The following is a 25262-nucleotide window of genomic DNA, read 5'->3' as shown; positions in this document are numbered from 1 at the left end:
TATTAAACCCCGGCACAAAGGCCGGGGCATTCACGGAAAAATTATGCTGGCATCAGGAAGAGGAGGTGAAAAAAACCAGGGAGATAATGAAAGAGACCAGGGTCCCGATGAGCAGCATGCATTTGCTCGGCGTGAAGAACTTCTTGTTCTGATTGGCTTTATAAGCCTTGATTAATAACCACAGCATCACGATGCCAATGATAATAAATATTACGCCACCTGATATACTCGCGACTGGAGCCATATAAGTATCCTTCTCATCGGTAAATTTTAATTATAGCTCAGCATCTGAGAAGCGTTTTCCGCTTCATATTAACAGTTATCACCCGAACTCACCTCAGGTGCTCCCTTTTGCCCGACCTGCGGCAACATGCAGTTGTGACTGTACTGATGCAGCCGACCAAACGTATAATATCCCGCCGCGATGAGGGCATGGCGGTATTACCGGGTTACGGCGACTTAAGTTAAATAAACCGTGCAATAAACCGGTTGCTATAAAAATAATTTTCAGCCTCAGATAATAATCACACAATACCTAAGGGAATTAAATGAAGTTACTTCATGGTTTGCTTTTTATGCTGTCAGTCGTCATAACCGGACCGTCCGGTGCCGCAACAACGACACTGACTGATGTTCTGGGAAATAAAATAACCTTAGAAACCCCGGTGAAAAGAGCGGTATTAGGTTTCTATTTTGAAGATTATATGGCGGTCGGTGGTGAACAGGCATTTGATCATATTGTCGGTATCTCCCGCGAAGCCTGGCATGGCAAAGTCCCTGCGAACTGGGATATGTATATTAAATACCGTCCGTCCATCGCCAACATTCCGGATATCGGCGAAATCGACCTGCACAACGTGTCGCTGGAAAAAGTGATTAGCCTGAAACCGGATGTGGTCATTTTAGCCAGCTGGCAGTACGCCGCCCTGAAGTATGAAGTCACGCAGCTTCAGAGCCTGAATATCCCGGTTGTCGTGCTCGATTACAATGATCAGACAGTGGAAAATCATGTGAAATCCACGGAAATTATCGGGATATTAACCGGCCAGACTGGTCGCGCGAATGAGCTTGCCCGGCTTTATAAAAATAACATCACGCTGATTGAAGACAGGATCAGACAGGCGAATCTGCCGAAGCCAAAAGTCTATATTGAGTTTGGCAATAAAGGTCCGGCGGAGTATTCATTTACCTATGGTGAAAATATGTGGGGGGTGATGCTGCGTCTTGCAGGTGGTGAAAATATTGCGGCACCTTTCGTTAAACAGTGGGGCGAAATTAACCCTGAGCAGTTGCTGGTTGCCAAACCGGATGTCATTTTTATTTCCGGCAGGGAGAACAATAAAGTCGATAAGGCGTTAGAAATGGGCATCGGGGTCAATGAAGCTACAGCAAGAGCAAAACTCAACGGATTTGCTCACCGTGACGGCTGGAGTTCATTACCGGCAATTAAAAACGACAAACTCTTCGGGGTTTATCAGGGCGCATCACGGACGCTGGTGGATTTCACCATGGTGCAGTTTATCGCCAAGTCCCTTTATCCTGATTTATTCAGGGATATTGATCCGGTGAAAAACTATCACGATTATTATAAAAAATACCTGCCTGTCATGCCGGTGGGAACCTTTGCGTTATCGGCCAGTGAGAAACCACACTGATCGTGGATTTTCCTGTTAATCGATCCCTTTCAATTCATTTGCTCTCTTTGAAAGGGATCGGTGTACTTACACCCTGGGTGTTGCCAGAAATTGCGGTCGCTGTTCGGCCCGCTGTGTGAAGCTGTTCGCTTGCGCATACTGGTCGGCGTTCATGATATCTGGCAGCATCGATACCGTAAAACTCCAGGCAACGGCGATGCTGATACCGGCTACAGTCAGTATATCAGGGGCGCTTTCCTGCAGGCTGTCATCAAGCATTTGCCATGTCCCCCGGAGCTGTCGGGTCACCCGATCAACCCAGGGCTGATGTTGCTTTTCCTCCGGCCTGAGGCGTCGTTCGTAAACGAGTTGCACCGCTTTTTCACAGGCTGTCAGAGCAAGTCCCGTGAGGCATAATTCCCGCAGGCCTTCCGGCCCGGACTCGGGGGGATTGCCAAGAGAGCGGGTGGACAGTTTCTCCAGATAGCTGATGATTAAGGTTGAGTCCATCAGTACCTGATTGTCTTGCGTGATAAGCGTGGGGACTTTGACCGCCGGGTTAATTTTCACCAGTGTCTCAAAATCGGCAAACACCGAGAGCGGACGATGTTCGAAATCAATACCCAACACTTTCATACAGATAGCCACGCGTCTGACATAGGGCGAATCCAGCATTCCGATCAGAACCATAGTGTTACCTCACCTCATTTTTGTTAATAAATTCGACTACCTGTCTGGCTACAGGCAGTGGAGCATCTTCCATCAAAAAGTGTCCGGCCTGCTCATAGATATGCAGCGTGGAAGACGAAATATCGCGTTGCAGACGCTGGCTATATTCAACGGGCTGCCATTCATCTTCTTTCCCCCATAAGATCTGTACGGGCAGATTCAGAAGAGGGAGCTTCTCCGCAAAGTCTGCCGTGTAACAGGAATTATAGTGAGCGACCTGATGCTGATAAAATGAGGCCTGCTCCACCACGCCACAAAGTGGCGCGAGATAACTCTCCAGCCGTTCCCCTGTCATCACTTCCTTTTTAAAAACGGCCATCTTTAGCTGGCGTGACATCGCAATACAATGTTGGCTGGCCGGTATCAATGCATATTCCGCATAATTATCCCGCATGTCTTTCCATGTAGACGATGGCCAGGAGTCGTAGCTTGGAATATCGGCGAGGGTGAGTGTCTGGAGGCGGTCCGGGTAATCGAATGCCAGCCGAAGTGAAATTGCCCCACCGATGTCGTGACCCAAAAAGTGTGCTTTATCCAGTTGCCAGTATTCAAGCAGTCGTAGCAGAAAAGTCACCTGTGAGGCTACCGATGTATCCGTTTTCACCGGGCGTTCGGATGCGCCGAACCCTGGAAGGTCATACAGATGAACACGAAAGCCTGCGTCGACAAATATCGGGACGAGTGTCTGCCAGATGACAGAATGCGCAGGCGTGCCATGAACCAGAATCAGTGGCGTGCCTGAGCCGTGGACCCCCGTCGCAATGCGACAACCCTTTATCACAACGTGTTGAGTCAGTAATGGATTACAACCTGGCATAGTTTGCTCCGCTTTTATTCAGTCTGAGCAGGCTATCCGTTGACTGAATATGACGCCAGTGACATTCTTTCCCTCTGGTAACCCACTTTTGTCATAATAAAATGAATAAACGCCTCTCCGTTGATTCGCTCAGGGTGTTCAGAACCGTCGTTCAAACCGGCAGTATGAGCAAAACGGCTTCACTCCTCAGCCTGAGTCAGTCTGCTGTGAGCTGGAAACTCAGGCGACTTGAAGATCAGCTTCAGTGTCAGCTCCTGACACGTCACGCAGGGAAAGCCTGCCCGACTGAAAAGGGCAGCGTGTTACTCCAGCATGCGGTGAAAATACTCAGCGAACACGATAACGCTGTGGCCTATTTTTCACCTTCGGCATTGCGCGGAAAGCTCCGTGTTGGGGTAACTGAACACATTTCTCTGACAGAAGTGTGTTCAGTTATTGCTCTGTTCACTCACCATCATCCTGAGGTGGATGTCCAGCTGGTTGTTGAGCAAAGCCATCTCCTGCGTCAGCATTTTTCTGAGGGGGGACTGGACATCATTTTACACCAGGATTTCACGGGCATGGCCAGCGGCGAAGACAAGGTACTCTGGACAGAAAAATTATACTGGTGTGCACCTCCTTCGTGGCGGTATGCATCCGGTAATCGCCTTAAACTGATCACCTGGGGGACAGATTGTTTTTATCGCCGTATGGCTGAGGAGAAACTGAATCAGGCTGATATTACCTTTATGGTGATGCTGGAGTGCCCTTCAGTGGCAGGTATGCTTGCGGCGATAAATGCAGGCCTTGGGGTGGGAATAATGAATGAATTCAGCATCGTAAAACCGGTTAGCGATCTTTGCGAACTTGAACAGAGGATGCCGTTGCCGTCGGTGGATTGTCTGCTACGTGTGAACGAACACCGCTATAACCCTGCAAGTGAGGCTTTCTGTCTGATACTGAGCCGGCTGATGCAGAGATCTGCTAAGGCGGGGGATATCAATAGCAGTCAGTCATGATTTCATCGAAGAGGCATGCGACTTTCTGATTCATTAATAGCGGGTCGCGGTGGCTGCATAATACATATTACCGTTTGCTGAACGGCATCTTTAAATAGTTTTCTGATATTTCATTTAGAAGAATATTAAATTTAATTCGTCAATAAAAATATTCCCATTCTTCTGGCGGGTTCAAGGTAAATTTTATCTGAGCACGATATATTTTCAGCTTGTCGTATTTTGGATGCCCGGGAATGTACGAATTCAATTTGATATTGCTGCTGTTACAACAAATGTGCGTGTTTTTGGTGATTGCCTGGCTGATGAGTAAAACGCGGTTATTTATTCCGCTGGTTCAGGTGTCGGTTCGGCTGCCGCATAAGTTATTGTGTTACATCACGTTTTCCATTTTTTGCATTATGGGAACCTACTTTGGCCTGCATATCGAGGACTCTATTGCCAATACCCGCGCGATTGGCGCCGTGATGGGCGGGTTGCTCGGCGGCCCGGTGGTCGGGGGGTTAGTGGGGCTGACCGGCGGGATCCACCGTTATTCAATGGGCGGTATGACGGCGCTGAGCTGCATGATTTCAACCATCGCCGAGGGATTATTAGGGGGTCTGGTACACAGCGTTTTGATCAAACGTGGACGTATCGATAAGTTATTTAATCCTCTGGTAGCGGCTGGTGTCACCTTTGTTGCAGAAATACTGCAAATGCTAATCATCCTGCTTATTGCCCGCCCGTTTCACGATGCGCTTAATCTGGTCGGCAGCATTGCCGCACCGATGATGGTGACGAATACCCTCGGGGCCGCGATGTTTATGCGTATCCTGCTGGATAAGCGGGCAATGTTCGAAAAATATACCTCGGCGTTTTCGGCCACCGCGCTGAAAGTGGCCGCCTCGACGGAAGGCATTTTGCGACGCGGGTTCAACGAAGAGAACAGCATGAAAGTGGCACAGGTGCTGCTGAAAGAGCTGGATATCGGGGCTGTGGCGATTACTGATCGTGAGAAATTGCTGGCCTTTACCGGTATCGGCGACGATCACCATCTGGTGGGCAAACCCATCGCATCACAATATACCTGGCGTGCTATCGAGAACGATGAAGTGGTGTATGCCGACGGCAACGAGATGCCTTACCGCTGTTCACTGCATCCCAGCTGCAAGCTGGGTTCAACCCTGGTGATCCCGCTGCGGGGTGAAAATCAGCGGGTGATTGGCACGATCAAATTGTATGAGGTTCGCAACCGTCTGTTCAGCTCCATCAACCGCACACTGGGCGAGGGAATTGCCCAACTGTTGTCGGCGCAGATCCTCGCCGGTAAATTTGAGCAACAAAAAGCGTTGCTGGCACAGTCTGAAATCAAGCTGTTGCATGCTCAGGTTAATCCGCATTTCTTATTCAACGCCCTCAATACGTTAATGGCGGTGATCCGCCACGACAGTGATAAAGCCGGTCAACTGGTGCAGTACCTGTCGACCTTCTTTCGCAAGAATCTCAAACGCTCTTCTGAAGTCGTGACGCTGGCGGATGAACTGGAGCATGTGAATGCCTATCTGCAAATCGAGCTGGCAAGATTTCCGTCGCAACTGAAGGTGGATTTACAGGTGCCGGAGGCCTTTTCTGATCAGAGCCTGCCTGCTTTCACCCTGCAACCGTTAGTGGAAAATGCCATCAAACATGGCACTTCTCAGTTGCTGAGCAATGGCAATATTGTGATCCGCGCTTACAGTGAGGGCGAAATGGTGATCATCGAAGTGGAAGATAACGCCGGGTTATATCAGCCGGAAGAAAGCAGCGACGGGTTAGGTATGAGCCTGGTCGATAAACGTCTGCGGGCGCGCTTTGGCGATGATTATGGCATTACGGTCAGTTGTAAACCGGATGATTTCACCCGCGTCACGTTACGGCTGCCTGCGGAGGGTGCGCCATGTTAAGAGTGCTGATTGTCGATGATGAGCCGCTGGCGCTGGAAAATTTACGCTTACAGCTTCAGGATGAAAGCGATATTGAAATTGTCGGTGAATGTACCAACGCCATTGAAGCGATCGGCGTGATCCACAAAATCCGTCCTGACATTGTCTTTCTCGATATTCAGATGCCGCGCATCAGCGGGCTGGAAATGGTCGGTATGCTCGATCAGCAACATCGCCCGCACATCGTTTTCCTCACCGCGTTCGAGGAATATGCGGTACAGGCGTTTGAACAGTGCGCGTTTGACTACTTACTCAAACCCATTCAGGCGGCGCGGCTTCAGAAAACGCTGGCGAGATTACGACTGGGCTATCAGGAGCAGGATGTCTCACAGTTACCGCAATATCAGCAGCCGCTGAAGTTTATCCCCTGTATCAGCAGTAACCGTATCTGGTTGTTGCAGCTTGAAGATGTGGCTTTTGTCAGCAGCCGGGTCGGCGGGGTGTATGTCACCGGACAGGACGGCAAAGAGACATTCACTGAACTGACCCTGCGCACGCTGGAAGTTCGTACGCCGTTGTTACGTTGTCACCGGCAATATCTGGTGAATATGGATTATCTGAAGGAGATCCGTCTGGAGGATAAGAACCAGGCGGAACTGCTGCTGCGTGATGGTCAGATTGTGCCGGTCAGCCGCCGCTATCTGAAATCACTGAAAGAGACGGTGGGGCTGTAAACCCCGCCGCTTTTCTTTTGGACACATGGCTCAGACAGAGCTGGCCGGACGCAGCCGGGCAAAGGCCGCGCGGATTTCAGTTTCGGGCAACTGCATGCCAATGAAAACTAACGCACTGCGCGGCGTTTCGTCCGGCAGCCACTCGCGATCCCAGTCGGCGCTGTAGAGGCGCTGTACGCCCTGAAACAGCAGGCGGCACGGGTGATCGGCTATCCATAACATCCCTTTATAACGCATCAGGTTATCGGCAAAACTGGCCAGCAGTTCTTCCATCACCTTCGATATCGCGGTCAGCGCCACCGGATAATCCAGTTCCACCACAATCGAGGAGACGGTGTTTTGCTGTGGCGCGAGGCGGTGGAACAGAGGTCTGGCGGCGACCACGTCTTCCTCCAGCATAAATCCGCGGGTATCAAACAGCAGCGCCGGATCGATATCCCCCTGAACTGTTTTATAAACCGGTGCACGGGCATTAATGCGTTGCAGCCGCTCCGTCAGCTCAGGACATTCACCGGACACATCAGTTTTAGTCAGCAGGATACGGTCAGCGTAACCAATCTGCGACTGCGCCAGCGGGAACTGATCCAACTGAGACATGGCATGCACGGCATCCACCAGCGTGATAACGCCATCTAACACATATCTTTCACAGATGACTTCATGCGCGAAAAACGCCTGAAGGATTGGGCCGGGGTCGGCCATGCCGGTGCATTCGATTATCAGCCGGTCAAACTGCACCTCGCCTTTATCCACGCTGTCGAGCAAATCCAGCAGCGCCGATTCCAGCTCGCCCGAACGGGTACAGCAGATGCAGCCGTTGGATAAAGTGGTGATACGTGTGGCACGGTCGCCAATCAGCTGGTTATCGATGGGCATCTCGCCAAATTCATTCTCGATCACCGCAATTTTCATCTCGTGCCGGGTATGCAAGATCTGGCGTAAAAGCGTGGTTTTCCCGGCACCCAGGAAGCCTGTTAATACTGTGACTGCAATTGGCATCATAATTTTATTCCCCTTAACAACAGCGCATTCCGCCTTTACCATCCCCGCCGTAACGCGCCTGCTGACGCTCGCGGAAAAACTCCTCGTAGGTCATTGGCGGCGTATCCGGGTGGTTGGTCTGCATATGCAGGACGTAGGTGTCGTAATCCGGTATGCCCACCAGCATACGTGCGGCCTGACCGAGGTATTTCTTCGCCGCACCTAAGTTGTCAAACATACGTACTCCTTTGAATTTATGCTGAAAAGCCCCGCGGGTGCGGGGCTTTGAGGTAAACGGTCAGTGCCCGGAGGAGATTTTTATCCCTTCCGCAGGAACCGGCACATAAGGCGTTTCCTTATCGGTACGTTTGTCGGTTTTACGTGCCTGCAGGCAGGCGCGGATACCGTAGAAAATGATGCTGTACACCACAATCAGGAACAGAACACTCAGCCCGGCGTTGGTGTAGTTGTTGATGACAATATGGTGCATATTGCTGACTTGTTCTGGTGTCAGGTTCGCGCCGCCAGTGGCAATGCGTTCTTTATACTGACCGGCCATGTAGAAGAAGCCTTCCATCTGTGCATTGGTGCTGAACAGTTTCAGACCCAGCGCCCAGGTGGTGCAGATAAGCAGCCAGATGGCTGGCAGCATGGTGACCCAGATGTACTTCGTACGTTTCATTTTCACCAGAACGACGGTGGCGAGGATCAGCGCGACGGCGGCCAGCATCTGGTTTGAGATACCGAACAGCGGCCACAGACTTTTCACGCCACCCAGCGGATCGACCACGCCCTGATACAGCAGATAACCCCACAGCCCGACACAGCCTGCGGTGCCGATAATCCCGGCGATCAGTGAATCGGTTTTTTTCAGGAACGGGATAAAGTTACCCAGCAGATCCTGCAACATAAAGCGGCCGGAACGGGTGCCCGCATCCAGTGCGGTCAGGATGAACAGCGCTTCAAACAGAATGCCGAAGTGATACCAGAAGCCCATATCGGCCAGCGGCATAATTTTGTGGAACACGTGCGCAATCCCGACGGCCAGCGTGGGTGCACCACCTGCGCGGTTCAGCACTGAGGGTTCGCCGATGTCTTTCGCCGTTTGCATAATCTGCTCAGGCGAGATCACAAATCCCCATGAACTGACGGTTGCTGCAGCGTGCGCCGTGACGTCTTTCAGTTGCGCCAGAATCATCGGCGCATGATCACCGCCCAGTTCGTGCAGGTTTGGCATGGTGATGCCCAGACCGGCTGGCGGGGTATTCATGGCGAAGTACAAACCCGGCTCGATGATTGATGCCGCGACCAGCGCCATCACCGCCACGAAGGATTCCATCAGCATTGCGCCGTAACCGATAAACCGGGCATCGGTTTCGCAGGCCAGCAGTTTAGGCGTGGTGCCGGAGGCGATCAGTGCGTGGAAACCAGACACCGCACCGCAGGCGATGGTAATAAACAGGAACGGGAACAGGGCGCCTTTCCACAACGGACCTGTGCCGTCGATGTACTGGGTCAGGGCCGGCATTTTCAGTTCCGGATTGAGGATCACGATACCGATCGCCAGCCCGACGATAACGCCGATTTTCAGGAACGTTGCCAGATAATCACGCGGCGCCAGAATCAGCCACACCGGCAACAGAGCGGAGACAAACGCATAACCAATCAGGGTGAAGGTAATGGTGGTGTCTTTGAAGGTCAGCGCCGGACCCCAGTAAGGATCGCTGGCGATAACGCCCCCGAACCAGATAGCCGCGACGAGCAGGATCACGCCAATCACCGAGATCTCACCCACGCGACCCGGGCGGATAAAGCGCATGTAGATGCCCATAAACAGGGCAATCGGCACCGTAGAACACACGGTAAACACGCCCCACGGGCTTTCAGCCAGTGCTTTCACCACGATTAAGGCCAGCACCGCCAGAATAATAATCATGATCAGGAAACAGCCGAACAGGGCGATAGTGCCCGGCACCGGCCCCATCTCTTCTTTGATCATCTCGCCCAGGGACGCACCGTTCCGGCGTGAAGAGATGAACAGCACCATAAAGTCCTGCACCGCACCGGCCAGAACCACACCGGCCAGCAACCACAGAACGCCCGGCAGATACCCCATTTGCGCGGCGAGCACAGGTCCGACTAACGGACCCGCCCCGGCGATAGCGGCAAAATGGTGGCCGAACAGTACGTTGCGGTTGGTCGGCACATAGTTCAGGCCGTCATTGTTGATTACCGCAGGCGTCGAGCGCGAAGGGTCGAGTTTCATGACCTTTTGCGCGATATACAGGCTGTAATAGCGATAGGCCACCAGATAAACCGAGACAGAGGCCACGACTATCCATAAGGCGCTGATATGTTCACCCCGCCGCAGGGCAACCACACCCAGACAGCAGGCACCGAGGAGAGCCACAATCATCCACGGTATGTGCTTGAATAATGCTTTTTTATTCATAAATAACCCGGTTATTTTAAAAGACTCACGAAATACCCGTCTCTGTTTTCTTTATTAAGGACCGCTTTCAGAGAGGCAGGGACCTGTTTTGTTACACACTTTACTGCCCGCATAGGGTGCCAAATTCGCAGGCGCGCAGGGGGGAAACTTGGTAAGCGGTCACAGAGGGAGATAAGCGGTTATTACGCGGAATAAGCGGTTCAGGGAGCGATTAATGCAGCAAAATCTGTGATTTAGATCACTGCACCGGTTATGCCTGAAAGCCCGGGCATCGGCGTAACTTTTGTGGCAGAGCCGTGTTTTGACAGGTAAATTATTCATTTGCTAAATGATCCGAGGGATCAATCAACACATTCAGGGAGTTTTTATGAAAGGTAAGTTTCCGCAAGGCTTTATGTGGGGCGGGGCAACGGCGGCCAATCAGGTTGAAGGTGCTTACGATCAGGATGGCAAAGGGCTGTCGATTGTCGATGCGATTCCGGGTGGCAAAGCGCGTCTGAACATCGTTTCCTCACCGGAGTTTGATTTCACCCTTGATCCTGCAAATTACACGTATCCCAATCATAAAGGCATCGATCACTATCATCGCTTTCAGGAAGATATCGCGCTGTTCGCGGAAATGGGATTCAAATGTTACCGCTTTTCTATCGCCTGGACCCGCATCTACCCGAACGGTATTGAGCAGGAACCTAACGAAGCGGGGCTGAAGCATTATGATCAGGTGATTGATGCCTGTATTGCGCACGGCATCGAACCGGTGATCACCATTTCCCATTATGAGATGCCGCTCCATCTGGCTACCGCGTTTGGCGGCTGGAAAAACCGTGAACTGATTGGTCACTTTGAGCGTTTTGCCCGCACGGTGCTGACCCGCTTTGGGCATAAAGTGAAGTACTGGATGACTTTCAACGAGATCAACAGCGCGGCGCATTTCCCGATCATGAGTCAGGGGCTGACGGTAAAAACCGGCGCGCTTGAGGCGCAGGCGAAATTCCAGGCGTGGCATAACCAGTTTGTCGCCAGCAGTCTGGCGGTCAAAATCGCCCATGAAACCAACGCACAGATTCAGATTGGTTGCATGATCCTGTTTGCCACCAACTACGCTTATGACTGTAATCCGGTTAATCAACTGGAAACCCTGAAAGAGACGCAGGCGTTTAATTTCTACTGCGCCGACGTGCAGGCCGGTGGTAAATATCCGTATTACGCCAAAAGTTTGTGGAAGTCTCAGGGTGTTGAACTGGATATTCAGCCGGGTGATTTAGCGCTGATTAAAGAACATACCGTCGATTACATTGGTTTCAGCTACTACATGTCTTCAACCATCAACAAAACCAATCCTGATGCGGTTTCGGCGCAGGGCAACTTGCTTGGCGGCGCGCGCAATCCGTTCCTCGAAGCCAGTGAATGGGGCTGGGAAATCGATCCGGTCGGCCTGCGTATTGCCCTCAATCAGCTGTACGATCGCTATGAAAAGCCGTTGTTTATTGTCGAGAACGGGCTGGGCGCCGTCGATAAGCCGGATGAAAACCACTTTATTGCCGATGATTACCGTATCAACTATCTGCGCCAGCATATTCAGGCGATGGCTGAAGCCATTGACGACGGCGTGGAACTGATGGGTTATACCCCGTGGGGATGTATTGATCTGGTGAGTATGTCTACCGGTGAGATGAGTAAACGCTACGGTCTGATTTATGTCGACCTCGACGATAAGATTTCCGGCACCGGTAACCGTTACAGGAAGAAATCGTTCCACTGGTATCAGAAAGTGATCGAGACGAACGGCGCAGATATCAGCTGATATTCCCCCGCCAGGTTTGAAAACAGTCCGGGTGATAGCCGGACTGTTTTCACCGACCTTAAGTCAGCAAGTCATCGAAGACGCTGGCGCTGATTTTCGTGAGCGTGGCGAACGTGAGTGGCATTCATCAGAGGCTGTTTCCTTTCCTCGTGGCTTGCATGAATAATTTCACCTTGCCACTGGTAAGTCTGAATATCGGGTTGTGTAAGCGGGAGAAAGCATCTCCCGTTTCATCGCCCAGTTTTTTTCAATACCCTGCCCTGCAAACCAGATCTTTCCTTTCCCAGAGTTATTTAATTTATCGATAGCCTCCATTAACGCTGCACTGTTTTTTCGTGGAGCGTTATCGTCAAATAAATTTAGCTGCGCTACTCCATTACTGAAAAAATCAGCCAACATAACGCCAGCCTTCATATATTGATGGCCATCAACCCATATTCTCTTCAGGGAGTTTGTGGCCGAATTTATAATGTCACGAGTATCATTAGAAGGGGTCAGTAGCTTCATGGATGCTTGATTTCCATAGTATGTTTCATTATGTGCGTGTGGGCTGGTATGAAGGAAAACACTAACGAAACGGCAGAACTGGCGCTCACTACGTAGTTTTTCTGATGCTCGCTCAGCATAGTCACAAATGGCTTGATGCATATCCGAATACTGAGTTATGCGGTTGCCAAAAGATCTACTGCAGATGATCTGTTGTTTTTCTGGTGCAAACTCTTCCGGTTCAAGACATTGTTCACCTCGAAGTTCACGAACAGTCCTTTCGAGAACAACGTTGAAGTGTTTTCTTATTACCCATAATGAGCTTTCAGCCAGGTCAAGTGCTGTATTAATACCCATTGAATTAAGTTTCTTACTAATTCTCCGGCCAATACCCCAGACATCCTCAACAGAGATAATTGCCAGTAGCCTGCGCTGACGTTCAATATTCGATAAGTCGACAATGCCACCAGTGCCACGCCATTTCTTGGCTGCATGGTTAGCTAACTTTGCTAATGTCTTTGTTTGTGCAATACCAACCCCCACAGTTAATCCTGTATTTTTAAATACTCTATTTTTCATTTCATGACCGAAGCAATTTAGGGGCATGCAATTTATTACCCCAGATAAATTAACGAAGGCTTCGTCTATTGAGTAAACTTCGATCGAAGGAGACATTTCAGTTAGCGTCTGCATAACTCGCTCACTTAGATCGGCATAAAGTGCATAATTAGAACTGAATACATAAACCCTGGAGCTATATGTATTGTTTTTTATTTTAAAAAATGGCTCACCCATTTTAATACCAAGGGATTTTGCCTCGGCTGAGCGAGAAATAATACAGCCATCATTATTGGAAACGACGACAACAGGCTTCCCCTGCAAGTCTGGCCGAAAAACAGTTTCGCAAGAAGTATAAAAACTATTTACGTCGATGAGAGCGAACATAATTATTTATGCGCCTTAATACTAAAAATGACCACTCCGAATATTTCTAATTCTTCTGCATTTTGAAATGAAATCGAAGAATAATCATCGTTGTGAGGTACTAGCTGTAGATAAGGATGAGTACGAAGTTCTTTCACGGTGAATTCACCTGAAACAGCAGCAATAACAATATCGCCATGTACGGCTGAAAGCGAGCGATCAACCACTAAAAGATCCCCATCACTGATGCCGGCGCCATGCATAGACTCCCCGCTAACTTTTATGAAGTAAGTGGCACTCGGATGTCTTATCAGCAATTTGTTGAGATCCAGTCTGTCCTCGACATAGTCCTGCGCTGGGCTCGGAAAGCCACAGGGCACTTTCTCAGAGAAGAGAGGAAGCATGACTGGTTGAGAAGCCTCAGTTGGTCGAATGAGCTGCATGATGTTGATTCCGATATACTGTGTTTATATACAGTATTGCTGAATGCAGCTAAGGATCAAGAAACTTGTGAAGCGATTCCTGAAAGTGCTTGAAGTGTCTGTTAATTTAGTTTGTGTGGTATCCAATATAGTTTTGTTGCCTGACTTAAACCCAGTTCAGCGAAACCGTAGCACTCTGACGGTAAGTCACCTCGGTCCCTGCTCTTCGATGAAGAACTGGCTTTCGGCACGTAATAAGAATGCAGTTCAGTCCACACAGTTCTGATTCAGGATCCATGATGAGACAGTCCTGAGCGCCCCGGGCGAATATGAGTATCTCCCTGACAGCAGAAAAAGTCCCTGTTTCCACAAAGGCCACTGAGAAGCAAGCTGATAATCAAACCATTCGCTTCGTAAAAGTCCGTGAGTTGCCCCCGGCAACTGCCTGATACAGCGGGGAGTGCCCGCTGGTAGTGCTTTGGCCCAGACCGCGGCTGTTTCATCAGCGTCTACATTCCGGTCATCCTGGCCCATCAGAATTAATACCGGAGTATGTGTACCGGAAATATCTTTCGTCGCATCAGCCAGAGAATTCCTGCGTTCGAAGTCCTGGCGCGTACATTGGGAGTGGCAGGGGAGAACAGCTGCTTCTTCTGTAAACTGGCGGTCAAAAACCACGGCTTCATGTTTTTTAGCATCCTGAATATCATTCAGGGAGCGACCTTCGACTTTAAGCCTTTGTCCTGTATAGTATATGCCCTGATTACGCCAGTTTATCGCCGCACCTATCAGCACAACAAACTCAGTTGTTGTCAGTTGGCTCGCCTGCGGTACAACCCAACCTGCCTGCGAGAACCCAAGATAACCTCCGCGACTTTTTTTCAGTTCCGGCTGTTCTCTCAGTTTTTTTAACGCCAAAACCGCCTCCTCTGCGCGATCTGACATTGTCTGTGCCAGCCAGTTACCTGTACTTTTATCCACACCAGGTTTATCCCATGAAAAAACGGCAATTCCCTGTGAGACAAGGAATTTAACCAATGGAATATATCCACCTTCTGACCAGCGGTCCTGAGGTCCGTCTCCATGAACTAAAAGCACAAACGGAGGAGAAACCTTACCTGGAGGCATAATCAACGTCCCCATCAGAACATCGTTATTATGCTTAAAAGATATAGAACGTTGTTGCCCGTACCCTGAAAGATCGAAATCATATAATCGGCTAAGCAAAAAAATAATGAGAACGACAATCATAATTGAAAATGACACAATATATTTAATCATGTATAGCTCTTTATAATTTATAAAATTAAATATCAGCCGACTTTTTTAATACTTTATAGAACAGGATGTCAATGACTTAAAATTCGAAGCTCCTGACAGTAATAATCTTGGTGCTGCTGTGGGCGTTAACTTCCACTTCAGGGATGAACAAATGGAAATTAAGTGAGATTTACCAACAGTAACTGGCGGAGCTTCACCGCTATTTATCCTTAAAGCGCATCGCCAGCCACTGAGCATGCTGCTGCGTCACCAACAGTTGATCATCTTGCTCGCGCCACTGAATATCCCCCTGGCTAAGACAGCGCCTGAGCTGCTCCAGTGATGCTACCTGGAAACAGAGCGCCACCATTTTCGCCGGTGCCTGCGCAGCGACAGGCGGAAGCGCGAATTCCAGACGTGCTTGTTGATGAGTGATAATACGCAGGCAGCAGGTCCCTGAATCAAGCACATAACCACCGTTGGCCTCCGCGCGGGCCTCCACACTGAACAACTGGTGATACAGCGCCAGCGTCTGTTCAGGTTGAGGCGAGGCAATAACGAAGGCAGACAGCGCTTGCACGCCATTAGGATGTACCCGCCAGGCGGGCTGCCAAACGGCCTGCGGCGTTTGATGTTCGCAGAAAAAACTGAAGCCGTATGCCAGGGCGCTGGCGCGGATCCGCGAGATGCAGAACCGGGCCTCAGTCTGGCTGCCGTCCGGCAATATCACCGGGCGTGAGAAGCGGGTCGGCGGTTCGCCATCGAGTTGACATTGCCGGAGGTGCTGCCATACCGCATGCGCATCCCGGGTTTTCCAGACCAGTCCGGCAAGGCCTGGCGCAACGTTCCACAATCCTCGCGAGTCTGTCTGACTGGCAGGCTCATAACCTAAAAGTTCCAGATAGTTATCTGCAAAGACGGCCAGATGGTTACTGGAGCCCATCGAATGGTGCCCCCGTGTACTGAGCTGAAATCCCATCCGCTGGAACAGGCCTTGCGCCTGATCCAGTTCTTCATCGACATTAATCACCGCGTGATCGATAACCGGGGTAATCGGCATGGTGTCTTCCTTCTGTTCTTTTTACTGATCCTGTCAGGCGGCACGACCGCCAAAATAGAGTTCGCGCATACGGGGGTCGTGTAGCAGGTCCTGCGCGCTGCCCTCCATCGCCACTTTCCCCAGCGCCAGAACATAGACCCGGTCGGAAATGTGCAGTGCCTCCATAGCATTCTGCTCGACCATTAAAATGGTCACTTTTTCCTGGCGGCGAATGGTTTGTATGGCGCTAAAAACTTCCGTAAGCATTTTCGGTGACAGCCCGGCCGAAGGTTCATCGAGCAGCAGTACTGCGGGTTCAGGCATCAGAGCCCTTGCCAGCGCGAGGATTTGTCGCTCGCCGCCGGAAAGCGCTGACGCGGGTGATTGCCATTTTTTATGTAACACCGGGTAATTTTCCGCCAGTTGCGCCATTCGCTGCTTACGTTGGCCTGGCGGTAAAAATTGTCCCCCGGTTTGCAGATTTTCTGCCACGGTCAGATTGTTGAAGACGTTGTCCAGTTGTGGGACAAACCCGAGTGAGCATTCACGGATTTTCCGGTGCACCGGAATTTTTGCCGTTTCGCATCCATCGATTTCAACCCGTCCTTCGCGCGGGGAGACAAATCCGGCAATCGATTTCAGCAAGGTGGATTTGCCGCAGCCATTTGGCCCCAGCAGCGTCACGATTTCCGCCTGTTCAACATGCAATGAAATACCGTGCAGAATATCAATCCCCGGGGTATAACCGGCGACCACGTTTTCGAGGGTAATCATACGGCCTCCTGCAATGTTGCGGTGCTTTGCCCTAAATAGGCATCCAGTACTTGCTGGTTCTGCGCCAGTTCATCCGGGCGGCAACTGGCGACAATCTGTCCGCGATCCAGCACGATGCAGCGCTGGCACAGGGTGTTTATAAAATGCATATCGTGTTCAATAACCAAAAGTGAAATACCCTGACGGCTCAGGTTGACCAACGTTTCCACCAGCTCCTGGCGTAATTTCGGGTGCACACCGGCCATAGGCTCATCCAGCATCAGCAGCGTCGGTTTACCCATCAGCGCGCAGGCAATACCCAGTAGTTTTTTCTGTCCGCCGGAAAGCGCCGCAGCAGGCAGATCTTTAACTTTGGTTAACAGCAAGGTATCCAGTAATTCGCTGGCGCGGGTCCTGTCTTCCTGTTCGGCTTTACGCCCGGAAGCCAGCCCCAGCAGACCGTTGAATAACCCGTGCTGACGAGTACCAGCAGTCATCACGACTTCCATAACGCTCATCTTTTCCGGCATGACGGGGAGCTGGAAGGTGCGTGCAATGCCAGCCTGGATGATCCGGTGGCTGGGCTGACGAGTAATGGACTGTCCATCGAATGTGATGCTGCCGCCATCCGGCCGGTTAAACCCGGAAATGGTGTTGAGCAGCGTACTTTTACCGGAACCATTCGGCCCGAGCAGGCCAAGAATCTCCCCCTTTTCCAGCGTAAATGATACGGATGTCAGTACCTGGTTGCCGCCAAAGGATTTGCTGATGTCAGCCACTTCAAGCAAACGGCTCATGAGAAAGTCCTTAATTTTTCCGGTAACAGACCACCTGGTCGTGTGAGCAGACACAGTAATAAAGCCAGACCCACCAACCCCAGGCGTAGCGCGCCAGTCAGGTCTGAACTGATGTGGAAATAGTCTTTTGCAAAGGGGATAAAGTTATACAGCCCTTCCACCAGCAACACGCCCAGCAACACGCCGCGCACATTGCCAATACCACCGATCATCACCATGCTCCAGATAAGAAAGGTTTCCGACGAAAGCAGGTAATCCGGGCTGACATAATCGGTGTACCAGGCCAGTAACATACCGGCCAGACAGCACATCACAGCACTGCTCATCAACGCCCGGCATTTCAGCCACGGCAGCGCATAGCCCATGCAGATCGCTAACTGAGGTTGCTCGCGCATCAGGCGCAGCGCCCGCCCAAACCGGCTGGCGCCGATACGCAGGCTGGCGAGCGTGGCGACGATGACGCTGAGCAGAATAATGATCGCGAAGATACGCGTATCGGTGACGGTATCACCGGTCGACCAGGGCGAAGACAGGCCGCCAATCCCCTGCGCGCCGCCCGTCAGTGCGTCTTCATTGACGACGGCAATGCGGATGATTTCAGCCAGCGCCAACGTGGCAATGCCCCAGTAGTCCGCCGTTAGCTGACGCCCCAGCAACGCCATCAGCGCGCTGATAACAATGGCACACAGTAACCCGGCCGGGATCACCACCCACAGCGGCAACCCAAAATTGTTTCCCAGACCGACGGCATAAGCGCCGGTTCCGACAAACACAATGTGACCGAAATTCAGCAAACCGGCGTAACCTGCCTGTAAATTCAGGGCAAGCGCGATAATGGCATAGATCCCGGCAAGGCAAAGGATATGCAGTAAAAACTCAGACACGGCGGACCTCCCGGTTAAACAGGCCATAAGGACGCAGTAACAGCGCCAGCAGCAGAATGACAAACGATGAGGCGTTCACCCAGGTCACCGGGATAAACAATAAGTCGCCGCCGAACAGCCAGCTCCAGTCGATGTTGGTCACGAGGGTTTCGGTTGCAGCGATAAGAAGTGCACCAAAAATGGCGCCCATTGGATTTCCCAGCCCGCCGAGAATGGCGGCAGCGAGCACCGGCAACATCAGATCATTGCCCTGGTTGACCCATGCGCTGGCATTCATCGCCAGCATACTGCCTCCCACAGCGGCCAGCATTCCAGCCAACAGGTTGACGGTGTGGATAATTGCGCTGGCATTTAACCCGGAGGCTGCTGCCAGATCCCGGTTACTTGCCAGCGCACGGATAGCGCGACCTTGCGGCGTACGAAACAGCAACAGGCTGAACACCACCACCAGCGAAATCGTGACGCCAAGACCCCAGAGTTCGTCAGAGGAGATTCGGGTGTCCCCAACCTGCAAGAGCGCACCCACAGGCAGGGAATAATTCACCGGGGCCGATCCCTCAACCCCGAGAACCAGTGCGATCAGCACCATCGATACCGCAAGCGATCCGATCATGGCGTTAGCGGTACCGCTTTTCAGCAGTGGCTGATAAACCCAGTGATGCAAAATCATGGACAGCATGCCGCAGACCAATGCAGAAAACACGATTGCCAGAGCCAACGGCATGCCAAGACGAAGCCCGGCGGCGGTGATAAATGAACCGACCATGGCATATTGCATATGAGCGATGTTGGCGAACCGTACCAGCCCGTAAACCAGGCTTAATCCCAGCGCGACCAGCGACAAATCCGCAGTGCGAATCAATGTATCAATCAAAAACTGCAGCATGGTTTTTCCCCGATGATGTAGCGTGAACTGGCAAGATAAAGCGGCTCGTTACCGGGGAACCGGTACGCCATTAAACGCTTTCACTTTCAGGTAGGGCTGAGACATACGCTGGTTATCGGCATCCAGATTTAATGTACCGGTAATGCCGGTAAAGCCAGGCGCAACGGTTTTCATTGCCGCGATCATGGCTGCCGGATCGGCACTGTGCGCTTTGTCGATAGCTGCCGCCGCCAGCATTACGCTATCCCAGGCATAGCTACCGTACACAGAGCGAGGTTTCTCATGGAATTTTTTCTGGTACAGCTCAGCATAATTTACGCCGTGACCACCCGACGTTTTCTGGTCAATACCTGCGACTTCCATACCAACCTGCCCGTTGGTGTACTGCGCCGGGGAACCTTCAACGGCCATGGTTAAATACATGCCATACCAGGGCGTTTTATTCAGACCCAGCTCCCAGGCCTCGCGGTTCAGCACAATGGCATCCTGGCCGTAGCTGGTGTAAACGTAGGCTTGCGGATGAGCGCGAGAAATTTGCTCCAGCTCGCGGCGATAAGAAGGCTGACCGCTGGCATAGAGCACTTTGGCGACCACTTTGCCCCCGGCTTTTTCAAACGCGTTGGTGAACTGCTTCGCCATACCCTGACCGTAAGCACCATCCGGGGCGATAAAGGCCACTTTGCTGTAACCGAGCTGGCGCACATCTTCTGCCGAGAAGCTTGCGGAAAGAGAATCCAGGCCAATAACGCTCCAGGAGGTAGCGCCGATTTTGCGGATATCGGTGCTGGTACCGGAAATATTGATGTGCAGCAGATTGTTCTTCACCAGATATTGCCCAACCGGAATGGTGACACCAGAGGAAAAACTGCCCATCACTAAAGGGACATGGTTAACCTGAGTTAACTTACGTACGGCATTCAGGCCTGTAACCGGGCTTTCGGCGGAATCTTCCACGATCACATGTAATGGCTGACCATTAACGCCGCCCTGGGCATTAACCTGTTCAACCGCCAGTTCAATACCACGACGCTGATCTTCACCAATGCTGGCGCTGGTGCCGGTTAAGGGCAAAATTGCACCCATGTTCACATCGGCCTGCGCCGTGCGCGCCAGACCAAACAACGTCATACCTGCCAGTGTTGACAGCATCATGCCTTGCCCGAAACGATTTTTCATGTTGGTTCTCCGGTTTGCTGTTGCCGGCTTCTGAGGCCGGTGTTTTGTCGCCTGCGCAAATGTGCACAAGCCTGCCTGGTAATGCCGAAAAAGAGCGCACTAAAGTGAATATATAAGTGCATACACTTGTGTATTAAGCAAAGACGATGCCAGATAACAGGACGTTCCCGGTATCAAGTGCTTATTTCAGGTTAAACGAATGCAAATTCATGAATAAATACAAAGGAATCGAAAATATCTAAAAAACTTTCGTTTTCATTTTTATCAGGGCCAATAAAAATATCTGTGTGCATAAGTGAATACACTTTGAATCATTTTAGTGCAATGCTGCCGTAAAATGGTGCGGGGAAAATCCATAAGAATAAATAAGATGAAAAATGCTTATAAATGAGTAATTTTTTAATTAAAGAAAAGTGTATTCACTTTTGTGTTGAGTTGTTTTTTTTGCTGTGCTATCTATAAAAACATTACGTGAAATAATCTTTGCCGCATTTTTATTTTCGTGCTGAGCATGCGGTAAATTAAGGGGATAATGTGGTTATCATAAAAAAGAAATCCCGTAGCGCTGACAGTGTGGAAAAGGTCTACGAGAAAGTGAAAGGCATGGCGATTGATTACTACTTTCGTCCCGGCGAACGGGTGAATGAAGTTGAGCTTGCGGCACAACTGGGGGTCTCGCGTACGCCGGTGCGGGAAGCGCTGAACCGTCTGGCAAAAGACGGCTTTATGAATTTTGTACCCAACCGGGGTTTTTACTCCCGTGACCTGACGCCGGAAGGTGTCCGCGAACTTTATGAGGTGCGAATGGTTATAGAGCAATCGACCTTTCGTTTCGCCTGCCTGCGGGCAACAGATGAAGAGATCGCTACGACCACGGCTATCTGGGAAGAAGTGAGCCAGCATCGCCCGGCGCAAACCGAACAGGATTGGGCGAAGATTGCGGAAATTGATGAGCGTTTCCACATGGAAATAGCCCGTATTTCCCATAATAGTCGGCTCTATGAAATGCTCGATAGTCTGAATTCGCTGAGCCGCTTTTTCCGGCGTATCGATCTCGAAACGCCCGTGCGCAGGAACAATGCCTATGACGAGCATGTCGAAATTATCGCAGCATTACGCCAGCGGAATATCGAAAAAGGCGTGGTGCTGATTGAGCAACATATTTCATTGAGTGCCGAGCACGCGGTTGAAGTCACAAAAGAAGGGCTTGCCAGGATTTATTTTGGGAAGCCCTGAGCCACTCTTTTCATTAGGTCCAAACCGATAATTTAATCAGCTACCAGAGGGCATTACGCGTTCCGGTAATTCATTCACAGCGTCATGCTGCGGCATTGTGCCGGGAAAATGTAGAGGATATATGCGCTCCATTCCCGAAGAGATTATTCAACAGGCGATTATCTGGCGACGTGAGATCCACACGCACCCGGAGATTGGCTTACAAGAATTTCATACTTCCGCGAAAATCAGCAGCCTGCTGCGCCAATATGATCTTGAAGTGCATACCGGCATTGCGGGCACTGGCGTGATGGGTGTTCTTCGCAATGGCGAGGGGCCGTCTATAGCCCTTCGCGCTGATATTGATGCATTACCCATTCAGGAAAACAACGCTGTTGCATGGTGCTCTTCCTCGCCAGGCATGATGCACGCCTGTGGACATGACGGGCATACCGCCATTTTACTGGGGGCGGCGCGCTATCTCAGCCAGACCAGAGCGTTCAACGGGACGGTGTACTTTATTTTTCAGCCTGCGGAAGAGAATGCCGGCGGCGGGCGTTTAATGGTGGAAGAAGGGATCTTTACGCGCTTTCCCGTTTCTGCGGTTTATGCGCTGCACAACTGGCCGGGGCTGCCGGTGGGGCAAGTGGCCGTTAGCACAGGCCCAATGATGGCTTCGCAGGACAATTTTTTTATCACGCTGACTGGCGTGGGATGCCATGCGGCGATGCCGGAAAAAGGGGCCGATCCGGTGCTGGCCGGTGCACACCTGATTACCGCGTTGCAAACGATCATGACGCGCCGACTCTCTCCGCTGGACAGCGCCGTGATCAGCGTGACGCAACTCCAGGCCGGGGAAGCAATAAATGTCGTCCCGCAGACAATGCAATTGTCCGGCACGCTGCGTTGCCTGAGCCAGACGGCCAGAGCGCGCTGCCAGATTCTGCTGGCGGAGTATGTCGAACAGCTCGTCCGGCCATTTGGCGTCAGTGGCAGCATTCGCTGGGAATACGGTTACCCGGTAACCGTCAACCATGCGCAACAGGCAAAAATTCTGGCGGATGCCGCACGCCACGTCGAGGGGATCACGCAGGTCCACACACAGTTATCACCCTCAATGGCGGCAGAAGATTTCGCCTATTTTCTGGAAGCCTGTCCGGGCGCTTATTTGTGGCTGGGGGCCGATGGCCCAACGCCGGGCGCGGCATTACATAACCCGCATTATGATTTTAATGACCAACTTATCGCACCTGGCATCGGTCTTTGGGTATCGCTGGTGGAGAGGTCATTGGGTCCTGTTTCTGTTACTTCTGAGGATTAACTATGAGCCATATCCACTTTATTGGTGCTGGTCAAATGACCGAAGCGATTCTGCGCGCCGCCTTAAAACGCGGCGCATTAAACCCGGACGAGGTCAGCTTATCGGATATTGATCCAGAGCGAATTGAAACGCTGAAAGCGCGCTATGAGTTGAGCAATACACAAGATTTGCCAAACGCGCTGGCCGCAGCGGATCACATCGTGATTGGGGTACGTCCGCAGGATAATATTGCTGATGTCGCACAACTGATTAAGCAGTATGCCGCGCCACAGACGTCGGTCATTTCTATTATTGCTGGCGTAACGCTGACCCAGTTGTCTTTGATGCTGGGCGAGTCACGCCCGATTACGCGTATCATCCCGAATACGCTGACGGATACCGGGCTGGGCTACAGCGGCGTGGCGTTTAATGCTTATGTTAACAGCGCGTCCGTAATGCCGTTTCTGGAAAGTTTCGGCAAGGTGATGGTGCTGGAAGAACGGTTGATTGACGTCTTCACCGGTTTTGCTGTCGCTGGTGTCAACTATGTCTATTATTTTGTCGAAGCGCTGGCGGACGCCGGTGTCCTTGCCGGATTAACCCGGACTCAGTCAACGCAAGTGGTGTGGGAAAACCTGGTGGGCGCGGTTGAAATGCTTAAGTTATCCGGGCGCCATCCGCGCCAGTTGATGGATATTAATAACTCTCCGGCAGGGGTTGGCATTAATGGTTTATATGAGTTGAATAAAATTAATTTCGCCGCTGGTCTGCAAAGCAGCGTTCTGGCTGCGGTGCGTCGTACAACGGAGCTTTCTGGTCAAAAATAACACTATTTTTTAACAAGGGTGGTCTATGACAGCAATTTCAACGTGTGGCTGCCATGCTGAAGGATGTAGCTCATCTGCGTAAAGCCATTAATGTGCGTGACAACCCCTGGCGAAGAATTTGATTGACAGATCAGGCCACTTTGCGGCGAAACATCCAGTACGCCGCTGAGCCTGTTATCGCTGCAATCACCAGTAGCGGCCACAGGCTTCCCCATACAATGTCCAGACTCGCATCTTTCAGGTAAATTTGTTTTGTGATGTCCGTGAAGTGCCGGATAGGATTTATCCACGTCAGATTTTGCAACCACACGGGCATGTTCTCTACCGGTGAGACATAGCCGGAAAGCAGAATCGCCGGCATCATAAAGACAAATACGCCAATAAATGCCTGCTGCTGCGTCGAACTAAGTGCAGAAATCAGCAGCCCGAATCCCACCAGCGAAAGCCCGTAAATCAACATGGTGAAGTAGAACAGTAAGACCGAACCAGAGAAGGGGATTTGATAACCCCATATTCCCACACCGAGCACAATAGTGGCCTGCGCAATGGCGACAATCTGCGCGGGTACGGCTTTACCAACAAATATCTGCCAGGTGGCAAGCGGCGACACCAGGAGCTGGTCGAGCGTGCCTTGTTCACGTTCACGAGCAACGGACAGTGAAGTCACAATCATTACGCCGATGGTCGTTATCATGGCGATAAGCGACGGCACCACAAACCATTTGTAGTTCAGGTTTGGGTTATACCAATTGCGTATTACCAGCTCACTGTTATTCGACTTCGGTTGACCAGTCATGAGTTCTAGTTGGTAGTTTTTCACGATTTGCTGCAGGTAATTGGCGGCAATCTGCGCACTGTTCGAGTTACGACCGTCAAGAATAATTTGCAGTTTAGCTGGCTGATTGCTTGCCAAATTTCGCGAGAAATCCGCAGGGAAGTGGATCAGCAGCAGCGCTTTTTGTTTATCGAGGGTTGGCTGGATTTCCTGCGGGCTTTTTAACAGCAGCAGATGGCTAAAAGCTTTGGCGTGTGCAAAACGTTGCGTCAGTTCCACGGAATGGCTGCCATTGTCTTGGCTGTAAATCGCGATGGTGGCGTTAGTGACCTCAAGCGTGGCGGCAAACGGGAACAGAATCACCTGCAACACCACCGGCAAAATCAAAATGGTACGGGTTTGCGGCTCGCGCAGCAGGGATTGCAGTTCTTTGCGAATTAATGTCCAGAGTCGATGATACATAACTTT

24 protein-coding genes are annotated in these 25262 nt (G+C 51.2%); 8 read left to right on the top strand and 16 right to left on the bottom strand.

The annotated features are described in order from the left end of the window. Positions 1-52: 52 nt before the first annotated feature. Complete coding sequence (locus HGO41_RS04370; protein WP_013578136.1) at positions 53-244, bottom strand: hypothetical protein; 192 nt, start codon at positions 242-244, stop codon at positions 53-55. Between the two features lie 304 nt (positions 245-548). Here HGO41_RS04370 and HGO41_RS04365 point away from each other — a divergent pair, with 304 nt between their 5' ends. After that, complete coding sequence (locus tag HGO41_RS04365) at positions 549-1655, top strand: ABC transporter substrate-binding protein (RefSeq protein WP_250980809.1); 1107 nt, start codon at positions 549-551, stop codon at positions 1653-1655. Positions 1656-1721: 66 nt separating this feature from the next. On the opposite strand, the gene HGO41_RS04360 is transcribed toward HGO41_RS04365, so the two are convergent. After that, entirely contained in the window at positions 1722-2324 is a 603-nt protein-coding gene (locus tag HGO41_RS04360; protein WP_013578138.1) for a glutathione S-transferase, read from the bottom strand. Between the two features lie 4 nt (positions 2325-2328). Beyond that, entirely contained in the window at positions 2329-3180 is an 852-nt protein-coding gene (locus HGO41_RS04355; RefSeq protein ID WP_250980808.1) for an alpha/beta fold hydrolase, read from the bottom strand. A 101-nt stretch (positions 3181-3281) separates the two neighbouring features. Between HGO41_RS04355 and HGO41_RS04350 the strand changes: the two genes are divergently transcribed. The 3 genes from HGO41_RS04350 (at position 3282) to btsR (ending at position 6813) form a co-directional block, all read left to right on the top strand. Next, a complete protein-coding gene (locus tag HGO41_RS04350; protein WP_014416673.1) occupies positions 3282-4178 on the top strand; it encodes a LysR family transcriptional regulator in 897 nt (298 codons plus the stop codon). Between the two features lie 233 nt (positions 4179-4411). Then, a complete protein-coding gene (locus HGO41_RS04345; RefSeq protein ID WP_112151419.1) occupies positions 4412-6100 on the top strand; it encodes a sensor histidine kinase in 1689 nt (562 codons plus the stop codon). Next, positions 6094-6813: a two-component system response regulator BtsR gene (gene btsR, locus HGO41_RS04340; RefSeq protein ID WP_013578142.1), complete on the top strand. Its 720-nt coding sequence runs from the start codon at positions 6094-6096 to the stop codon at positions 6811-6813. Before HGO41_RS04345 ends, btsR begins: the two co-directional genes overlap by 7 nt. Positions 6814-6843: 30 nt before the next feature. Here btsR and yjiA read toward each other — a convergent pair whose 3' ends face one another. From yjiA to HGO41_RS04325, 3 genes are read right to left on the bottom strand one after another with little or no spacing between them, the layout of a single operon-like run. Beyond that, entirely contained in the window at positions 6844-7815 is a 972-nt protein-coding gene (gene yjiA / locus HGO41_RS04335; RefSeq protein ID WP_014416674.1) for a GTPase, read from the bottom strand. Positions 7816-7828: 13 nt separating this feature from the next. After that, positions 7829-8032 carry a YbdD/YjiX family protein gene (locus tag HGO41_RS04330; RefSeq protein WP_013578144.1) on the bottom strand — a complete coding sequence of 68 codons (204 nt, stop codon included), beginning with the start codon at positions 8030-8032 and terminating at the stop codon, positions 7829-7831. A gap of 60 nt (positions 8033-8092) precedes the next feature. Then, the gene (locus HGO41_RS04325; RefSeq protein ID WP_013578145.1) at positions 8093-10246 is read right to left on the bottom strand and encodes a carbon starvation CstA family protein; all 2154 of its coding nucleotides are present in this window, start codon (positions 10244-10246) and stop codon (positions 8093-8095) included. Between the two features lie 367 nt (positions 10247-10613). On the opposite strand from HGO41_RS04325, the gene HGO41_RS04320 reads away from it, so the two are divergent. Then, entirely contained in the window at positions 10614-12050 is a 1437-nt protein-coding gene (locus HGO41_RS04320; RefSeq protein ID WP_250980807.1) for a glycoside hydrolase family 1 protein, read from the top strand. A 168-nt stretch (positions 12051-12218) separates the two neighbouring features. Here HGO41_RS04320 and umuC read toward each other — a convergent pair whose 3' ends face one another. From umuC to HGO41_RS04275, 9 genes are all read right to left on the bottom strand, one after another. Then, complete coding sequence (umuC, locus tag HGO41_RS04315; protein WP_014416677.1) at positions 12219-13481, bottom strand: translesion error-prone DNA polymerase V subunit UmuC; 1263 nt, start codon at positions 13479-13481, stop codon at positions 12219-12221. A 2-nt stretch (positions 13482-13483) separates the two neighbouring features. After that, on the bottom strand, positions 13484-13903 hold the full coding sequence (gene umuD, locus HGO41_RS04310; RefSeq protein WP_013578148.1) for a translesion error-prone DNA polymerase V autoproteolytic subunit: 420 nt from the start codon (positions 13901-13903) through the stop codon (positions 13484-13486). 246 nt (positions 13904-14149) lie between these two features. Beyond that, complete coding sequence (locus HGO41_RS04305; protein WP_119262313.1) at positions 14150-15163, bottom strand: alpha/beta hydrolase family protein; 1014 nt, start codon at positions 15161-15163, stop codon at positions 14150-14152. A gap of 199 nt (positions 15164-15362) precedes the next feature. Further along, positions 15363-16202 (bottom strand): VOC family protein, encoded by an 840-nt coding sequence (locus tag HGO41_RS04300; protein WP_014416678.1) that lies wholly within the window; start codon positions 16200-16202, stop codon positions 15363-15365. Between the two features lie 33 nt (positions 16203-16235). Further along, positions 16236-16955, bottom strand: a complete 720-nt coding sequence (locus HGO41_RS04295; RefSeq protein ID WP_013578151.1) for an ABC transporter ATP-binding protein — start codon at positions 16953-16955, stop codon at positions 16236-16238. Further along, entirely contained in the window at positions 16952-17731 is a 780-nt protein-coding gene (locus HGO41_RS04290) for an ABC transporter ATP-binding protein (protein ID WP_014416680.1), read from the bottom strand. The genes HGO41_RS04295 and HGO41_RS04290 overlap by 4 nt, the downstream gene beginning before the upstream one ends. Then, positions 17728-18615, bottom strand: a complete 888-nt coding sequence (locus HGO41_RS04285; protein ID WP_013578153.1) for a branched-chain amino acid ABC transporter permease — start codon at positions 18613-18615, stop codon at positions 17728-17730. The genes HGO41_RS04290 and HGO41_RS04285 overlap by 4 nt, the downstream gene beginning before the upstream one ends. After that, a complete protein-coding gene (locus tag HGO41_RS04280) occupies positions 18608-19501 on the bottom strand; it encodes a branched-chain amino acid ABC transporter permease (RefSeq protein ID WP_013578154.1) in 894 nt (297 codons plus the stop codon). The genes HGO41_RS04285 and HGO41_RS04280 overlap by 8 nt, the downstream gene beginning before the upstream one ends. A 48-nt stretch (positions 19502-19549) precedes the next feature. Continuing rightward, the gene (locus HGO41_RS04275; protein ID WP_013578155.1) at positions 19550-20677 is read right to left on the bottom strand and encodes an ABC transporter substrate-binding protein; all 1128 of its coding nucleotides are present in this window, start codon (positions 20675-20677) and stop codon (positions 19550-19552) included. A 534-nt stretch (positions 20678-21211) separates the two neighbouring features. On the opposite strand from HGO41_RS04275, the gene HGO41_RS04270 reads away from it, so the two are divergent. The 3 genes from HGO41_RS04270 to HGO41_RS04260 all read left to right on the top strand — a co-directional run bounded on the left by HGO41_RS04270 (position 21212) and on the right by HGO41_RS04260 (position 24019). Then, positions 21212-21913: a GntR family transcriptional regulator gene (locus HGO41_RS04270; protein ID WP_013578156.1), complete on the top strand. Its 702-nt coding sequence runs from the start codon at positions 21212-21214 to the stop codon at positions 21911-21913. Positions 21914-22034: 121 nt separating this feature from the next. Beyond that, on the top strand, positions 22035-23213 hold the full coding sequence (locus HGO41_RS04265) for a M20 aminoacylase family protein (RefSeq protein ID WP_250980806.1): 1179 nt from the start codon (positions 22035-22037) through the stop codon (positions 23211-23213). Positions 23214-23215: 2 nt separating this feature from the next. Then, positions 23216-24019 (top strand): pyrroline-5-carboxylate reductase family protein, encoded by an 804-nt coding sequence (locus HGO41_RS04260; protein ID WP_014416682.1) that lies wholly within the window; start codon positions 23216-23218, stop codon positions 24017-24019. A gap of 130 nt (positions 24020-24149) precedes the next feature. On the opposite strand, the gene HGO41_RS04255 is transcribed toward HGO41_RS04260, so the two are convergent. Beyond that, positions 24150-25256, bottom strand: coding sequence for an ABC transporter permease (locus HGO41_RS04255; protein WP_112197336.1), 1107 nt, complete (start codon positions 25254-25256; stop codon positions 24150-24152). Positions 25257-25262 lie beyond the last annotated feature (6 nt).

The organism is Rahnella sp. CG8, assembly GCF_023701875.1.
In the GTDB taxonomy this organism is placed as follows: domain Bacteria; phylum Pseudomonadota; class Gammaproteobacteria; order Enterobacterales; family Enterobacteriaceae; genus Rahnella; species Rahnella aceris.
Note: the sequence above shows the minus strand (reverse complement) of the source record. Positions and strands in the feature narration are given on the sequence as shown.

Bases quoted from the DNA above. Each gene is read 5' to 3' on its own strand.
- HGO41_RS04370 (WP_013578136.1), bottom strand. From the start codon at position 244: ATGGCTCCAGTCGCGAGTATATCAGGTGGCGTAATATTTATTATCATT.
- HGO41_RS04275 (WP_013578155.1), bottom strand. From the start codon at position 20,677: ATGAAAAATCGTTTCGGGCAAGGCATGATGCTGTCAACACTGGCAGGT.
- HGO41_RS04265 (WP_250980806.1), top strand. From the start codon at position 22,035: ATGCGCTCCATTCCCGAAGAGATTATTCAACAGGCGATTATCTGGCGA.
- HGO41_RS04305 (WP_119262313.1), bottom strand. From the start codon at position 15,163: ATGATTAAATATATTGTGTCATTTTCAATTATGATTGTCGTTCTCATT.
- umuD (WP_013578148.1), bottom strand. From the start codon at position 13,903: ATGCAGCTCATTCGACCAACTGAGGCTTCTCAACCAGTCATGCTTCCT.
- HGO41_RS04295 (WP_013578151.1), bottom strand. From the start codon at position 16,955: ATGATTACCCTCGAAAACGTGGTCGCCGGTTATACCCCGGGGATTGAT.
- HGO41_RS04280 (WP_013578154.1), bottom strand. From the start codon at position 19,501: ATGCTGCAGTTTTTGATTGATACATTGATTCGCACTGCGGATTTGTCG.
- HGO41_RS04330 (WP_013578144.1), bottom strand. From the start codon at position 8,032: ATGTTTGACAACTTAGGTGCGGCGAAGAAATACCTCGGTCAGGCCGCA.
- HGO41_RS04355 (WP_250980808.1), bottom strand. From the start codon at position 3,180: ATGCCAGGTTGTAATCCATTACTGACTCAACACGTTGTGATAAAGGGT.
- HGO41_RS04260 (WP_014416682.1), top strand. From the start codon at position 23,216: ATGAGCCATATCCACTTTATTGGTGCTGGTCAAATGACCGAAGCGATT.
- HGO41_RS04345 (WP_112151419.1), top strand. From the start codon at position 4,412: ATGTACGAATTCAATTTGATATTGCTGCTGTTACAACAAATGTGCGTG.
- HGO41_RS04325 (WP_013578145.1), bottom strand. From the start codon at position 10,246: ATGAATAAAAAAGCATTATTCAAGCACATACCGTGGATGATTGTGGCT.
- HGO41_RS04365 (WP_250980809.1), top strand. From the start codon at position 549: ATGAAGTTACTTCATGGTTTGCTTTTTATGCTGTCAGTCGTCATAACC.
- umuC (WP_014416677.1), bottom strand. From the start codon at position 13,481: ATGTTCGCTCTCATCGACGTAAATAGTTTTTATACTTCTTGCGAAACT.
- HGO41_RS04350 (WP_014416673.1), top strand. From the start codon at position 3,282: ATGAATAAACGCCTCTCCGTTGATTCGCTCAGGGTGTTCAGAACCGTC.
- HGO41_RS04360 (WP_013578138.1), bottom strand. From the start codon at position 2,324: ATGGTTCTGATCGGAATGCTGGATTCGCCCTATGTCAGACGCGTGGCT.
- HGO41_RS04320 (WP_250980807.1), top strand. From the start codon at position 10,614: ATGAAAGGTAAGTTTCCGCAAGGCTTTATGTGGGGCGGGGCAACGGCG.
- HGO41_RS04255 (WP_112197336.1), bottom strand. From the start codon at position 25,256: ATGTATCATCGACTCTGGACATTAATTCGCAAAGAACTGCAATCCCTG.
- HGO41_RS04290 (WP_014416680.1), bottom strand. From the start codon at position 17,731: ATGAGCCGTTTGCTTGAAGTGGCTGACATCAGCAAATCCTTTGGCGGC.
- HGO41_RS04300 (WP_014416678.1), bottom strand. From the start codon at position 16,202: ATGCCGATTACCCCGGTTATCGATCACGCGGTGATTAATGTCGATGAA.
- yjiA (WP_014416674.1), bottom strand. From the start codon at position 7,815: ATGATGCCAATTGCAGTCACAGTATTAACAGGCTTCCTGGGTGCCGGG.
- btsR (WP_013578142.1), top strand. From the start codon at position 6,094: ATGTTAAGAGTGCTGATTGTCGATGATGAGCCGCTGGCGCTGGAAAAT.